Source organism: Acinetobacter sp. YH12046 (assembly GCF_013419905.1).
In the GTDB taxonomy this organism is placed as follows: domain Bacteria; phylum Pseudomonadota; class Gammaproteobacteria; order Pseudomonadales; family Moraxellaceae; genus Acinetobacter.
This window is the reverse complement of record NZ_VOZF01000002.1, coordinates 33,827-47,852: the sequence shown is the minus strand read 5'-3', so window position 1 is coordinate 47,852 and position 14,026 is coordinate 33,827. Positions and strand designations below refer to the sequence as shown.

Annotated in this window: 17 protein-coding genes; 16 read left to right on the top strand and 1 reads right to left on the bottom strand. The window is 41.1% G+C overall.

Going from position 1 to position 14,026, the window contains the following annotated elements:
• Nucleotides 1-6 precede the first annotated feature (6 nt).
• From FTU03_RS01885 to FTU03_RS01810, 16 genes are all read left to right on the top strand, one after another.
• Entirely contained in the window at nt 7-1,626 is a 1,620-nt protein-coding gene (locus FTU03_RS01885) for a hypothetical protein (protein WP_179992520.1), read from the top strand.
• Between the two features lie 58 nt (nt 1,627-1,684).
• Nucleotides 1,685-2,896, top strand: a complete 1,212-nt coding sequence (locus FTU03_RS01880; protein WP_179992521.1) for a hypothetical protein — start codon at nt 1,685-1,687, stop codon at nt 2,894-2,896.
• Between the two features lie 35 nt (nt 2,897-2,931).
• Nucleotides 2,932-3,195 (top strand): carboxypeptidase regulatory-like domain-containing protein, encoded by a 264-nt coding sequence (locus FTU03_RS01875; RefSeq protein WP_179992522.1) that lies wholly within the window; start codon nt 2,932-2,934, stop codon nt 3,193-3,195.
• The gene (locus FTU03_RS01870) at nt 3,192-3,584 is read left to right on the top strand and encodes a hypothetical protein (RefSeq protein WP_179992523.1); all 393 of its coding nucleotides are present in this window, start codon (nt 3,192-3,194) and stop codon (nt 3,582-3,584) included. The genes FTU03_RS01875 and FTU03_RS01870 overlap by 4 nt, the downstream gene beginning before the upstream one ends.
• A 13-nt stretch (nt 3,585-3,597) precedes the next feature.
• Entirely contained in the window at nt 3,598-5,616 is a 2,019-nt protein-coding gene (locus FTU03_RS01865; protein ID WP_179992524.1) for a hypothetical protein, read from the top strand.
• Nucleotides 5,609-5,842: a hypothetical protein gene (locus tag FTU03_RS01860; RefSeq protein WP_179992525.1), complete on the top strand. Its 234-nt coding sequence runs from the start codon at nt 5,609-5,611 to the stop codon at nt 5,840-5,842. The genes FTU03_RS01865 and FTU03_RS01860 overlap by 8 nt, the downstream gene beginning before the upstream one ends.
• A gap of 61 nt (nt 5,843-5,903) precedes the next feature.
• Nucleotides 5,904-6,473, top strand: a complete 570-nt coding sequence (locus tag FTU03_RS01855; RefSeq protein WP_179992526.1) for a hypothetical protein — start codon at nt 5,904-5,906, stop codon at nt 6,471-6,473.
• Entirely contained in the window at nt 6,460-7,215 is a 756-nt protein-coding gene (locus FTU03_RS01850) for a TIGR02594 family protein (RefSeq protein ID WP_179992527.1), read from the top strand. Before FTU03_RS01855 ends, FTU03_RS01850 begins: the two co-directional genes overlap by 14 nt.
• The gene (locus FTU03_RS01845) at nt 7,212-7,490 is read left to right on the top strand and encodes a hypothetical protein (protein ID WP_179992528.1); all 279 of its coding nucleotides are present in this window, start codon (nt 7,212-7,214) and stop codon (nt 7,488-7,490) included. Before FTU03_RS01850 ends, FTU03_RS01845 begins: the two co-directional genes overlap by 4 nt.
• 234 nt (nt 7,491-7,724) lie before the next feature.
• Complete coding sequence (locus tag FTU03_RS01840; RefSeq protein ID WP_179992529.1) at nt 7,725-8,735, top strand: NAD-dependent epimerase/dehydratase family protein; 1,011 nt, start codon at nt 7,725-7,727, stop codon at nt 8,733-8,735.
• Nucleotides 8,736-8,870: 135 nt separating this feature from the next.
• Nucleotides 8,871-10,265, top strand: a complete 1,395-nt coding sequence (gene fumC, locus FTU03_RS01835) for a class II fumarate hydratase (RefSeq protein ID WP_179992530.1) — start codon at nt 8,871-8,873, stop codon at nt 10,263-10,265.
• A 236-nt stretch (nt 10,266-10,501) separates the two neighbouring features.
• A complete protein-coding gene (locus FTU03_RS01830) occupies nt 10,502-10,675 on the top strand; it encodes a hypothetical protein (RefSeq protein WP_166135486.1) in 174 nt (57 codons plus the stop codon).
• Between the two features lie 339 nt (nt 10,676-11,014).
• On the top strand, nt 11,015-11,506 hold the full coding sequence (locus tag FTU03_RS01825; protein ID WP_005235543.1) for a hypothetical protein: 492 nt from the start codon (nt 11,015-11,017) through the stop codon (nt 11,504-11,506).
• Nucleotides 11,507-11,925: 419 nt separating this feature from the next.
• Nucleotides 11,926-12,528 (top strand): nitroreductase family protein, encoded by a 603-nt coding sequence (locus FTU03_RS01820; RefSeq protein ID WP_034706681.1) that lies wholly within the window; start codon nt 11,926-11,928, stop codon nt 12,526-12,528.
• Between the two features lie 131 nt (nt 12,529-12,659).
• Nucleotides 12,660-13,025 (top strand): hypothetical protein, encoded by a 366-nt coding sequence (locus FTU03_RS01815; RefSeq protein ID WP_034706678.1) that lies wholly within the window; start codon nt 12,660-12,662, stop codon nt 13,023-13,025.
• Between the two features lie 15 nt (nt 13,026-13,040).
• Nucleotides 13,041-13,409 (top strand): hypothetical protein, encoded by a 369-nt coding sequence (locus FTU03_RS01810; RefSeq protein WP_166135483.1) that lies wholly within the window; start codon nt 13,041-13,043, stop codon nt 13,407-13,409.
• Nucleotides 13,410-13,443: 34 nt separating this feature from the next.
• Here FTU03_RS01810 and FTU03_RS01805 read toward each other — a convergent pair whose 3' ends face one another.
• Entirely contained in the window at nt 13,444-13,725 is a 282-nt protein-coding gene (locus tag FTU03_RS01805; protein ID WP_159123011.1) for a damage-inducible protein J, read from the bottom strand.
• Nucleotides 13,726-14,026 lie beyond the last annotated feature (301 nt).

The window sequence follows — 14,026 nt, the reverse complement described above, 5'->3', positions numbered from 1 at the left end:
GGAAATATGTCTTTTTATTCTCCACAAACATCCAGTATTCAAGAAGAGCAGGTTGAACTAAAGGTCTTTGATATCGTTGATGTACAAGTTAAATACCGCGATACATCCGGTTCTAACTCGGCAACACACACCGTGACTGCAAACAAGCTCAAGCTGGATTTATCTTCCGGCTTTGATGAACAGATTCTAACAGGTTCAGCCCGATTTAAAGTGGGCGCTGATACCTTCTTGGACCGTACTGGCTTGCTGTATCGCAATGTGAATCCAACCAATAATAGTGGGATTCAGTCTGGTGTCATTCAATATGGCACAGGGATTGTTGAAATCGATTCCTGGACACCGAATGCAGATAACACAATTACTCTGGAATCATTAACCACAACTACCGACCTGTTACCGGTCAACAAGATTAGCTTCAGAACACCAATCATGCCTATCCGGCCACAGTCTTTGACTGTGGTTGTAGGTACCATTGAATTCGGCCAGCTCACACTAACCGCCGATGAAAATGGTGTGATTGAAACCAGTCGGGCGCATGGTCAGGTGAACTGGGATAATGGTTTTGTCACGATTTACTTCTACACCAAAACCAAGATTACTGAAGCCAACCGGGCTGAGATTGAAGCGAATGACTGGTATGACCCATTACTTGAATATCAGGAAGGCTTGGACACTTATATAAATGTTCCGGTCTGGGTTGATGCTTCATCGGTGCGTTATAACGCTGTGGCTTATACCTATATTCCGCTAGATTCTGAAATTCTAGGTCTATCTGCAACACGTTTGCCAATTGATGGTCGGGTACCGATTTTCAGGGTGGGTGGTATTGGTATTGTCAGCTCAAGCAAGGCACAACAGCTACCTGATGCGATTGCAGGAGCCACATATGATCTCAATGATCAGCGGATTTCATGGGCCGAGCTTGAAGACAGCAACGGTACGAAAGTGGCTTTCGATCTGTACACGGTTGATTATGACTATGGTCGCGTGACGCTCGGTGGTGATTTTGTGCTGGGTAATCTGGTTGCACCACTGACAGTCAAATACCGCTATCAGGACATGGGCTTGATTCGTGACGTACAGATTAATGGTCAACTCACATTCACTAAGCCGCTGACGCATAACTATGATGCAGTGGACACGATTGTAGGTTCCGCTTTAGTGATTGGCGATATGCAAGCGCGTTATACACGTAAGTTTGTACAACAGGCTTGGAGTAGTGTTTGGGCGGATGAGGCTACTGGTGGGGCTATTTCTGCCAACTACAACGATTCACTATATCCACTTCAAACTACAAATAAGGGTGCTATTCAGGAACGTTGGGCGATTGTGTTTACTAACGCCGAGAACTTCTACTGTGTTGGTGAGTACACAGGGCGCCTAACACTAACCGGGTCGATTAGTGCTGACTATCTACCACTAAATCCAGTGACTGGTGTGCCGTACTTCACCATTAAAAAAGAAGGTTGGGGTACAGGTTGGGCCAATGGCAATGTCTTGCGCTTTAATACAGTTGCTGCAAACTTCCCGGTATGGGTGATTCGTACAGTGAAACAGTCAGAGCCAGCGGTGCTGTCAGATCAATTCCAGATCATGCTACGCGGTGATATTGACCGCGTTGTTTAAAATTCAAATCAAAATCAATGTGACCGCTGTTTGCGGTCTTTTTTGTGGGTGAATAAAAATGGCAATGAAGCAGACGCAAACTAAATTATTTGCTTTCTCAGATGTCGGTATCGATATATCTACAGGGTCACGCGCACTTTTCCCGGATCGTTTCAAGCGTATGTTTGTGCAAGGCTATAATGTACAGACCGTTTCTAATGTCACAGTATCTGGCAATCAAGTCACACTGACTTATGGTGGTTCGCATGGCTATGTTGCAGATCGTGTTTTAAAAATTGATAGTGGTAATCTGGCAGCAATTAACAATGGTGAGTTTCACATTGATTCTGTCACAACCAATACCGTGACAATGACTATTGATGATGCACCACTATCAATTGCAGGCGGTTTTGCCACACGTGTTGCACCCTTAGGATGGGAATTGGTGTATGAGGTGGCGAACCACATCCACCTGTATAAACTAAAGCACAAAGATAATAGTGATTTGTACCTGCGCCTAGTGTTTCAAACGCTCACAAATGCACGACACGGTATTGCTGTCTGTGTAGGTAAGACTGCTAATGAAGCCACAGGTGTTATCACTGATCCATTTGCATATACTGCAAACGCTGCTCGTGCTGATGCCAATAGTGACTTGGTATGGGATTTTAGATCAAATACTAACGATAGTCACGCCAACTGGACATATTCGCAGGGCGCATCAACCTATGGTGAAGGGTATGTAATCGGCAGTCTTTATCACGTTGGTTTTACTTATAATATGGCGGTTGGTTCAGCTAGAGGGAATTTTTGCGGTGTATTCCCGGTGAGCGTTCTATCTTATGATCAACTTGATTATCCGCTTGTAATAGGCGGGTATTTCGGTAGTTCCCATACAACGAGTGTTTCATCCCCGATGTATTTAAATTCCCAACGCGGCTTTATTGGCCAAGTTGAGGTGGTTGATGGTTCTTCAACCAGTAATTTTTCATGGTATGGCGATGCTGCGGAGAATAGTTTATCTAGTTTTCTCGAGGGTACAGACACGTTGGTTGCCCAACCATTACCTTTATATGAGAAATCTACACGGCAGTTTCTTGGTTCAGCAAAAGGCATCTATAACCTGAACCTTAAGGCCGGTGTGAATTTAGTTGGTACGGGAACTGCGGATATGCCGCGCATACTAGATGAAGCGGACTACAGCAATAAGATTCTTCATGCGTATGTAGCCTATTCTACACCTGCTGGTGCTCAGGCGCATGTAATTATGCCAATGGAGCCAGTGTTATGAGAATTAAACTGTTCAGAGGGCAAGAGGTTAGGCGATTGCGCTTATCTCCCCCGACGCTACCTGTTCATGGTTTTGGAAAAATAAAGGGTTCAACCAAAAAAGTTGGAAATACTTTCCCGCGAGTTCAGGTCACTGCTTATCAGCGTGAAACCGGCAATAAAATCTGGCACACCCACTCGGATAAAAACGGTCAATATGTGATTCGGAATCTAGCGGTAGGGCTTGAGTGCTTTGTAGTTGCACTTGATCCAAATCGTAAATATAACGCAGTAATCAGTGATGGGGTAGTGGCAAAATGATTCAAACCTCTTTAGCTGCCGGACTGGCTCAACTTCAGGCGCTGGCAAACTTTCTAGATCAAGGTAGCGCAAATGCTACCTTTGTTTTTTATGACGATGAAAAGCCTGCTGATGTAGCTGTAGCAGCAAACAACAGCGCCAGACTGGTCACATTGACGCTGCCTAAGCCCTCAATCAAACAGGTAAATACTGATCATATAGAACTAAATCAGACAGACGCTGCGACAGTTATAAAATCAGGTACCGCAGCTTGGGCACGTTTACTTAACGGGGAAGGAAAAGCAGTTGCTGACTTTGCGGTTGGGTCTGATATCACGCTGGCCAACCCTGATCTGGTGCTTGGTAGCACGCTTATGATGAACTCATTGATTCTACGACCATCAACATAAATGAGGTGGACATGTGTCGAACTATCTTCCACCCGATGGCCACCAGGTAAATCTTAACTTTAAAGATCCCGTCACAGGCTCTACCGATCTTAACTTCGGTGGTGATGTCCAAAATCTTGCTTCTCTCGATTCTGTAATCAGCACAATAGTCATTGCTGAGTTTAATGCAGTTAGCTACAGCAATGATGTATTGGATGCACGGATCAATACCGGGTTTAATGCGGAGTTCAGTGCGGCTACAGGTCAGTTTGCTCAGCTAGATGTACAACTGCAAACCGGCTTTATAGCTGAATTAGCTGCAGTCCGAATTGATCAGTATTGTGCAGTGGATGCGGTAATTCAAACTGGATTTAATGCCCAATTCCAAGCGCTATTCGATATTAATCATCTGGTGGGTGTCTCTTACAGTTTTGATATGCGATATCAGAAAGCGATAGCCGCCTTAAGTACCACAGAAATACCGTGGGCTAAACCAGTATTAAGAGTCTCAAATGAGGCTCTTTTTTATGATCAGGGCTTGATAATTTCTAATCAGGCAAATATCCGGTATAAGCAAGCAGGTTTATTAACCCGGGCAATTAGATGCTTACATGAGCAGACAACCGGATTAAGCTCTGATGCTTATTTGACTTGGGAAGAAAGTGAGAAACGCTTTATTCATCAGCGCTACTTGCATGAAGAAACTATTAAGCTGCGTCATAACCGGGAAACGATCTGGCAAGAAATGATTCGCCGACGCAAGACGTTTACCTATTCTCATGAAGTCGCCGATGTCTTTGAAAAGCGATTCTCATTTGAGTGGGATAAAGGCCTTGAGATTATTACCAAGTCAGATTTGCCATGGGATAAAGCCAAAGCGATCCATTACCGCAAGCATCCGGTTCAACCTTGGCCAAAGCCCGAATTACCTAAATATGAGGGCAGCACAGATCTAAATTTCATCTGTCTATGTCATGACGTTGATTCACACAATGTTGTTTTAAATTTTGGTGCAGATGACTGCATTCCAGCACTGCCTAAACGGAACTGGTGGTATATCGTGAATACATTAATAGCCGAGCGATTAGATACCGGCGAGAAGATTAAAGTCATGGATGGCACCTATAGCACCAGTCGATCTCAATGGTGCTGGACCTATTCCATTACTGTGGCTCACACTGAAAAAGATAAGCTGCAGCCGATTAATGGCCAGCCGGTGATTCTTAAGATCATGATCAATGGATTTGAGCACCATATTCTGCTCGAAGATCCAGAGGAGACCCGACGCTTTGCCAGTGTTCTTTACACTTACCCGGGGAGAAGTATCACATCCTTGAACTCGGGTAAATACGCAGCCTCACGTTCATTTATTCAGGATAACGAACGCACTTCTGTGCAGCTGGTTCAATCAGAATTGGATCGAGCAAATAGCGGTACCAGTCTGGACTGGAAACTGATTGATGATCTGGGTTGGATTATTCCGATTGAAAGCCTGAGTTATGCGGAACTTGCACCGATCGATGCAATCAAGCAGGTGGTTGATGCAGGTGGTGGCTTTATCTATAGCCAGAAAGCAGGCAATACACTGACCATTTTGCCCCGATACCAAAAAGGCTATTGGGATACGATGACAGTCGATGACTATGATATTTTGCTATCAGAAAGCTTGGTCATGCAGCAGAACATCAAGCAGAATGATGAATATGTCGCGGATTTTAATGCCATTACCGTGGTGAATAGTCGCAGCGGTGAGAGCTTGAAAGTACAGCAGCGGGGCACTTCTGGTGATGTGCCTTTAGAAACAGTCACGGGGCCATTATTTAATGTGGTATCGGGTGCCAGCTATGGCAAAAATGCATTGGTGAAAGCCAATATCCAGGAACTGCACACTTTCTCGGATATTCCTGTCAATCAGGAAATTGGCGAGATGCTACCTGGTAAAACCATTGCTTTTAATGGCCAGTGGTGGGGTGTAATTGATTCAGTTTCAGGCAGCTTTTCACATGAAAAGGTCAATGAAACTATTACCGTGGAGCGTATCAGCCGTGAGTAATCCATTATTTGAATTGCGAAAGCTCTTGAATCCGACCCATGCTGAATACATCGGTACCATCACCTCGGTCAATCATCCTGAGTATCGGGTACAGATCGATGGGGGATCTGGTCCAGTGCTGTGCACATCAGGCACAGCTTATAACTTGGGTGTCCGAGTATTCATCTCAAACCAGGTGATTTTAAGGCCAGCACCACCTGGCCAACATTCAGAAATAGAAGTCTAAGCTTAACCAAATGACAGCACCTTTTTAGGTGCTTTTTTATTGCCAAAAAATAGGGGGCACAATGTCCAATGACTATTCAACTGATCCGCCACCAATAACACCAAGTCAACTTTACGCAATTTCAGACAACATCAATCAGTTGCGGCAAAGCATGGAAAAATTGGCTGATGTGCCTCAAAAGATCGACCGAATGAGCATGCAGTTTGATCAACTTCAAGAAAAGCAAAAACACCTCGATAACAACCTGCAACAGGCAAAAGGGGATTTTGAAGCAGATCTAGACCGAACAAAATCAAGTATTCGAGCTGATATAAAGCAGCTGCGAATGGATGCCGAGGTCAGACATAAGGAAGTTGATATGCAGATCCGGGTATTGAATGAAAGCAAAACCAGAATTGATAGTGTAACTAATCTGGTTCGCTGGGGTGGTATTGCCATCATTGGTGTATTTGCAGCTGCTTGGAACAATCAAACCGCTAAAACTGACACAGTGAATACACAAGCAATGGCGAATAATCAAAAAATCCAAGTCCTTGAAAAACAATCTGATCAAACCCTTCGAACTTTGGAAGAAATCCGTAACAAACTTTATGAACGCAGTAATGTGAGAGGAAACAATGAAATTAATTAATGAAAGTGTATGGAAGTTTGACTCAGTAAAATATGGCGCCTATATGGCGCTTTTTTTATCCTGTGTACATTTAGTTTTGCAGGAAGTCTATAACGCCAATGTCTTGCCTGAACCGTATCAAAGCATTGTGTCTATTGTATTGGTATTCTTGGCTACATATGTAGGACGCAAAAAAGCTCAGCCAGAACTACATGAGCCAAGCCTATCTGGGGTAAATAGCCTTTTAACAGTACAACAGCCAACCAATGATCTGGCATGGATGATTGAAGCTAAAAAGCATATTGGACTACGTGAGGACACCAGTAAGACTAAGCATAATCCAACTATCCTGAAGTGGCTTAAATCACTTGGCGCATGGTGGTCAGAGGATGAAACAGCCTGGTGTGGAACCTTTATTGCTCACTGCTTAAAAGTAGCCGGTGTGAAATATCCGAAGCATTGGTACCGGGCATTAGATTATGTGAATTACGGTGCAAAGTTATCTAAGCCAGCTTATGGTTGTGTAGCTATTAAATCACGTAAGGGTGGTGGTCATGTCTGCTTTGTAGTGGGTCGTGATAGTAAAACAGGTAAGCTGGTTTGCTTGGGTGGTAATCAGTCAAATATGGTGTGTTATGCCTTATATGCTGAGTCTGAATTTCAGGAGTTCCGTTGGTATGGCATGACTAATCGGCCAGCCGATCACCGTTATAACCTTCCAGTTATGTCTGGCGTAACTGCTACAGGAGTGACTGAAGCATGACAGCATTAACAATTGAACAAGTATCAAAATCAACATTAGAAGTAGCTGAATCAGGCGGCCCAATTTTAAGCCAGATCGCAAAGTATATGGATGCTGCTGAAAAGCTGAAAAACAGCACTTTATCTGGTGAAGAAAAACGGAACTGGGTAATTGGGTATGCGAAGAAGGAAATTGTAGAAATATTCACAAACCTTGATTACTGGATACCGATTATCATCCGATTTATTAATGCGGCTAAAGCTGCATTTAATCTACTTAAAAAAGCTATCGTTTGATTAAGTAAGCCCTCGAAGTGAGGGCTTAATTCATTGTCATGAATTCCATACATTACATAACAATCAACTTTTGTTCGACCTGTAAAATAAAATATACTTATTGAGCAGATTAGCCGGCTCAAAAGAAATTTGGGTCGGTTTTTGCGTTTTTGATCCTGTGGATAAGTTGGAGAAAGCACCAAATAAACACCATATCAATTTAAGATACTGATTCTAAAGCGGAGTTAATAAACAATGATTTTAGTGACGGGTGGTTTAGGCTTTTTAGGCTCACATATTGCTTTAAGTCTGATGGCACAAGGACTAGAGGTCATTGTGGTCGATAATCTGGCCAATGCCAGTCTCCAGACCTTAGAACGCCTTGAATTTATTTCCGGCCGCTATGTGCCTTTTGTCAAAATTGATATCCGTAACACTCCAGCATTAAATAAAGTTTTTGAACAGAATTCGGTACAGGCTGTCATTCATACTGCCAGCTTTAAATCATTGGAAGAATCAGTTTTAAAACCACTTGAATATTATAATGATAATGTCAGTTGTATCATGAGCTTGATGCGTGCCATGCAGCGTACTGGAGTACGCAATCTGGTGTATTTGTCTTCATTGGCTGTATATGGCCATTCCGGAACGGATTTAAAAGAAGATCAGGCTTTCAATTACACTTATCCAAACCCTTATATTAAATCACAGCAGATGGTGGAAGAAATCATTCGGGATACTGCCAAGACGGATAATGAATGGCGTATTGCGATGTTACGTCTTTCTAATGTCGCGGGTGCTTTTGAAAATGGCATTTTAGGTGAATGGGTACCACCTCTACCAAAGAATATTGTGCCTCTGGCCATGCAGGTGGGTGCGAAGCAGCGTGAATATCTGGAATTGCGCCGTCAGGCCAAGACCGAAGACTATACGGTAGAACGCAGCTTTTTGCATGTGATGGATGTCTGTGATGCGGTATTCAAATCACTACATTGGCTTTCTCAACAGCAACAATGGACTTGCGAAGCCTTTAATATTGCTGGAGAGCTAATTTCAATGCAGACTTTGCTGGATCAGGTTGCAGAAGTCACCCAATCTGCTGTTCCTACAGTAGATGCTTTGCCATATCCACATGCCGAAATGGATCAACTGGGTGCTAATACGGATAAAGCCCAACAGTTGTTACATTGGCAGCCACGCTATACCTTAAGGAAAATGTTAGAGGATGAATGGTTGTTCTATCAGAATACGTTAAGAGGGCAGTGATTAAGAATCCTATAAGTTAATTATTGATAATAATTATCATTTGCAAAATTAATCAAACTCATTAAGATGAATAGAGTACAGCATTGAAGCTGCTGTCTAAATGAGTAAAACATGGAATAACAATTGAGGTTGAGCATGCAAACACGTATTGAACATGACACGATGGGAGAAGTCGCTGTACCGAGTGAAGCACTTTGGGGCGCACAAACTCAGCGTAGTCTACAGAACTTCAAGATTGGCAATGAGCATTTGCCACGCGCCATGATTCGTGCCATGGGCTTGGTCAAGAAAGCAGCTGCGATCACCAATGCCGAGTTAAACCAGATTCCTCATGAGTTATCGACCTATATCATCGGTGCTGCGGATGAAGTGATCAGCGGTCAATGGGATAGCCAGTTCCCCTTAGTCGTATGGCAAACCGGTTCGGGCACGCAAAGTAACATGAACTGTAATGAAGTGATTGCCAATATTGCTAACCAGAAACTGGGCAATCCTTTAGGTGCACAAAAGCCTGTGCATCCAAATGACCATGTCAATCGTGCTCAATCGACCAATGACTCTTTTCCGACCGCGATTCATGTGGCAGCTAGCTTACAGATCAATGAACTGTTAATACCGGCAGTAACACGTTTACGTGATACCTTGCATACTAAATCTCAGGAATTTGCTGAGATTGTAAAAATCGGTCGTACCCATCTTCAGGATGCCACACCTTTAACTTTAGGTCAGGAATTCAGTGGATATGTCTCTCAACTGGATCATGCTTTAATTCGACTGTATCAGGCTTTGCAAGGGTTATATGAACTGCCATTAGGCGGAACCGCCGTCGGTACAGGCTTGAATGCCCATCCAGATTACGCCATTAAAGCCGCGGATACTCTAGCGGAATTAACAGGTTTACCTTTTGTCACCGCTCCTAATAAATTTGAAGCTTTGGCCGGCCGTGATGCAGCAGTATTTGCTTCAGGTGCTTTAAAGACTTTAGCGGTTAGCCTGAATAAAATCGCCAACGATATTCGCTGGTTGGCAAGTGGACCACGTTGTGGTTTTGGTGAATTACGTATTCCTGAAAATGAACCGGGTTCAAGTATCATGCCGGGTAAGGTGAATCCGACTCAAAGTGAAGCCATGACCATGGTCGTTGCCCAAGTCTTAGGGAATGACACGACAATTAATGTGGCCGGTGCATCAGGGAATTTTGAGCTGAATGTCTTTATGCCAGTGATTGCTTATAACTTGTTGCAATCCATCCAACTGCTTGGCGATGCATGTAACAGCTTTAACGATAACTGTGCAGTCGGAATCGAGCCTAACCGTGACAAGATTGAGCACTTCCTGCATGATTCATTAATGCTGGTCACTGCATTGAATCCAGTCATTGGTTATGAGAATGCAGCTAAAGTGGCCAAGACTGCCTATAAAGAAGGTAAAACCTTAAAACAGGTCGCAGTAGAACTCGGATTGGTAACTGCAGAACAGTTCGATCAGGTGGTTCGCCCTGAAAATATGGTGGCTCCAAACGTAAAATAAGTCTTCTAATTATGGTTAAATAATAAAGCCCTCTAAATGAGGGCTTTATAATATCTAAGGATTATTCATACAAATTTTAATAAAATCAATTGCACATGTTTTTTCTGGAAAATTCTCATTCAATTAAGCTTGCTTATTAAATGCTATGAACCATCTATCGTTCAGGTTTTGACAGATATGCAATGAAGGATTACTAATAGAAATTCCCTGATAACTAGAAAAATGAGGTAAGGGTGATGACTGACTTTGATGATGATTTTGATTTGGACGAATCCTATCCAGATGAGGATTTATATCCAGATTATACAAAAAAGAAGTGTAGCAGCTGTAGCGGTACCGGCTATAACGTTGTGGAAGCTAAACAGTGTATCGAATGTATGGGAACCGGCAAAACTGGTGAGATAGATTAACTCAAAATTATAAATATTTATTAAGCCTGCTCTATGAGTGGGCTTTTTTATTCTCCTCATCAGAAGTTCTTAATTTTATAGATTCATGAGCAAATAAAAGAAAGAATCTAAAATTACGGGTGAAATCGTATTAGAAGGATGGTTAGAGATAACTATTGAAGTTTTTTTAGTGCTAAAGCCTATCCTCATGGCTTCTCATACCGAATTAACATTGAATAAGCGTATATAGCTGCTAAAATGCAGTTCGTTTTTACTGCTGTTTTGTCGTTTATTCCGCATGAGTTTCTATAGCATATGAATAAACATCCATAAAATGGCAGGTTGTTTAAGGAAAATTTAATGCTTGATATTTATTTAACAGATGTTCAAAAAAAGGTTCAATTCAAGGATTATCCAGGTGAGCATCCTGTTAAATTTATTCTGAATTTTAAAAAGATTTTTCCAAGTGTAATGGAACTTCTTTTACCTGTTCTCCCGGAAAATGAAAATCTTGATGAAATGACCTGGGAATCAACCACTCAGGACTTTGAGACATTTCAGATGTTATTAACAGGGTGGGGCATTATTGAATTGCGTTTAAATGCGATCACCCAGTATAAAGATAAGACATTTGCAGATCAGTTGGTGAAAGAGGCGCAGCAAAAACGCAGAGAATATCAGAAGAAACATCTTAAGCTTTCTAGTGTGGATCTGGATTATCTATTTATGCATGATGTGCATGGCTTGATTGATGCTGAACTGGTAGAACTGGGTGAAAAATTCTATTTACCAACCTTACGTGATCTTTGGAAAAATAAAGTCTCTGCTCAAGTGCTTAATGCTAAATTCTAAGAAAATTTAAGCTGATTCATTCAATTTCATCCTCCAAATTGGGGGATGATTTTTTTATAGCGATTTCTAAGGATTGACATTTCCCTTATGACAATAAATAGCCTAAGCAAATTTCTATATTTATCATCAAAACAACTTTCTGCTACATCATTGAACATGGTGACTTATTTTAAAACAGAAATTGGCTCAGAAAAGGGCATTTATTTTATCGTTTGATAAAAAATAAATTAAAAAACTATTCTTTATCAAAAGAATATATAAAGATATTACTTTAATAATATAGCTATTCCAGTCATATTTTTTTAAGCTATCAGTACTTGTGAGTAAATGAATCACAGAATTCTTATTCATTAGAATTCCTTCATAAAAATAAGTGAAGGTTCCAGTTTTCCCGAAGATATATCCAAGGATTTAACCGAATGTCGAATCAGTTTTTAGATTTAATTACAAAACGCCGTACTATTTATGCCATTGGTAAAAATGTAGAACAGTCTCCTGAATATTTAACTGATTTGATTCAAAATGCGATTAAGCAAAGTCCGTCATCTTTTAACTCGCAATCATCTCGCGCCGTTATTTTATTCAATGGCGAACATGAAAAATTCTGGGGCTTTGTCGCTGATAAATTAAAAAGCTATGCCAAAGATGAAGAAAGTGCTGCAAAAACGACTGCAAAAATGGCAACCTTTGCTGCAGGTACGGGTACAGTTTTATTCTTTGAAGATCAAAATGTAGTAAAAGGCTTGCAAGAGCAATTCCCATCTTATGCCGAGAATTTCCCAATCTGGGCAGAACATTCAACTGCTATTGCTCAGTTCTCTACCTGGACAGCATTGCATACTGAAGGCTTGGGTGCATCTTTACAACACTATAATCCGATAGTAGATGAGCAGGTTCATGCAGAGTGGGATATTCCAGAAAACTGGAAACTTCGTGCTCAACTGGTATTTGGTTCAGTTGAAGGTGAAGCACGTGCGAAAGATTATCTGGAAGATGATCAACGCTTCAAAGTTTTCCAATAAGCTTAATTTCCGATCTGTCTTTAATCATTTTTAAGGACAGATCTCCAGGTTATTTATAAAAATACGCATTAGATTTTTTAAAACTAGGCTAAACTAAAGCGGTATTTGAAGAATTTAATGAGTCAAACCGAATGTCGAAAAACACGCAGAAATTATCACCATTACAGGAACTGATTGCAGAGCAGAAATTGCTGTGTGAAGAGGTCGGTTCTGCTTATGTAGAAGTAAGTGGTGATGATGTCGTTGCAGTGGCTGTACATACCCTGAAGCAGGATCCAATTGTCGGAATCCGTAGAAAGCCTGAGACAGAAGAAAATATTAGCTGGTATATTTATGGTGGTGAACTGGCTTCAAATGAAGATGCTTTTGAAACCATGACTGTGCGTGAGTTACAGGATATCGCCCCTGAAGTTTTACCTTATCTGGCTTTAGAGCAGGGCTACCGCTTCATGATTGATGCAGATGATTATGAAGATGTCTGGAAAGAAGAAAACTAAAAGAAGACCTTCGAAATGATCAAATCCTCATCTTTAATATGTACTTTCTTTATTTGCATGCAATTGAACAATATGGCTTTTGCCGAAAAGCTTTCACAAGCGGATTATGATCAGTTTATTGCTATGCAAACAAAAATAGTCAATGAAACCAAACATATTTTAGATGATCCAGATCAGAATGCTGATGCACAAAGTCAACGTCAGGCATTCTGCCAGCGTTTAACGGCTTATGAAGAGATTCAAAAAGTTTCTGAAGAAAATCATGAACTCAATATGGCGTCCACAATGGCGATGATTGCTAAAAGCTTTCTGGATCGACAAGCACAGAGCATGAATAATTCAGGTATGACCACCGCAGTATTTTGTAAGAGTAGGGAAGTGTAATTAAGCTATAAAAGCAAGAGCATCGTCTTGAGTTTTAATAGCCACCATCATCATTTAAAAATGCATCTTTCTGTTCCGGAGTGGAAACTTTGACAGTTGGAATAAAGGAACTCGCTGCTGTTAATCGAGCTATATTGAAATCCTTAGTTCCTACTTGAGGAATAATAGGTATTTGACTTGTTCGAACAATTTCACCATAAACTATCGTGATCAATTCTGCTGGAGTTAAACCCGCTTCTGCTATTACACATTCTGCTGATTCAACAACGTCTTGTTCCACTAAGAATTCAATGCTTTTTTTAACTAAATTGTTCATAAGATAGCCTTAGAATACATTTTATACACTACTTTAAACTATCAGATATGAAGCATATAGAAGCTAATGAAATTAAATATTCATATCTTATTTAGGAATGTTGATCTTGATAAAGGTATAGACGGATAAAAAAGGGTAGGGCCAAAAAATTAGCCCCTTTTTTCGACTTTCAGCTTGTTTATAAAATGCATAAATACTCTGATACGTAGCATATGGATTTCAGTGCTTTTTAAATTATTCATTAAATAAACTTTATAAAAATCTATTTATATACAAATTTTACCGGGTAAATATCAGCTAC

Excerpts from the sequence above, each read along its gene's own strand:
- FTU03_RS01880 (WP_179992521.1), top strand. The coding sequence starts at position 1,685 with ATGGCAATGAAGCAGACGCAAACTAAATTATTTGCTTTCTCAGATGTC.
- FTU03_RS01815 (WP_034706678.1), top strand. The coding sequence starts at position 12,660 with ATGTCGAAAAACACGCAGAAATTATCACCATTACAGGAACTGATTGCA.
- FTU03_RS01845 (WP_179992528.1), top strand. The coding sequence starts at position 7,212 with ATGACAGCATTAACAATTGAACAAGTATCAAAATCAACATTAGAAGTA.
- FTU03_RS01840 (WP_179992529.1), top strand. The coding sequence starts at position 7,725 with ATGATTTTAGTGACGGGTGGTTTAGGCTTTTTAGGCTCACATATTGCT.
- FTU03_RS01805 (WP_159123011.1), bottom strand. The coding sequence starts at position 13,725 with ATGAACAATTTAGTTAAAAAAAGCATTGAATTCTTAGTGGAACAAGAC.
- FTU03_RS01820 (WP_034706681.1), top strand. The coding sequence starts at position 11,926 with ATGTCGAATCAGTTTTTAGATTTAATTACAAAACGCCGTACTATTTAT.
- FTU03_RS01825 (WP_005235543.1), top strand. The coding sequence starts at position 11,015 with ATGCTTGATATTTATTTAACAGATGTTCAAAAAAAGGTTCAATTCAAG.
- FTU03_RS01830 (WP_166135486.1), top strand. The coding sequence starts at position 10,502 with ATGACTGACTTTGATGATGATTTTGATTTGGACGAATCCTATCCAGAT.
- FTU03_RS01810 (WP_166135483.1), top strand. The coding sequence starts at position 13,041 with ATGATCAAATCCTCATCTTTAATATGTACTTTCTTTATTTGCATGCAA.
- fumC (WP_179992530.1), top strand. The coding sequence starts at position 8,871 with ATGCAAACACGTATTGAACATGACACGATGGGAGAAGTCGCTGTACCG.
- FTU03_RS01885 (WP_179992520.1), top strand. The coding sequence starts at position 7 with ATGTCTTTTTATTCTCCACAAACATCCAGTATTCAAGAAGAGCAGGTT.
- FTU03_RS01850 (WP_179992527.1), top strand. The coding sequence starts at position 6,460 with ATGAAATTAATTAATGAAAGTGTATGGAAGTTTGACTCAGTAAAATAT.
- FTU03_RS01870 (WP_179992523.1), top strand. The coding sequence starts at position 3,192 with ATGATTCAAACCTCTTTAGCTGCCGGACTGGCTCAACTTCAGGCGCTG.
- FTU03_RS01855 (WP_179992526.1), top strand. The coding sequence starts at position 5,904 with ATGTCCAATGACTATTCAACTGATCCGCCACCAATAACACCAAGTCAA.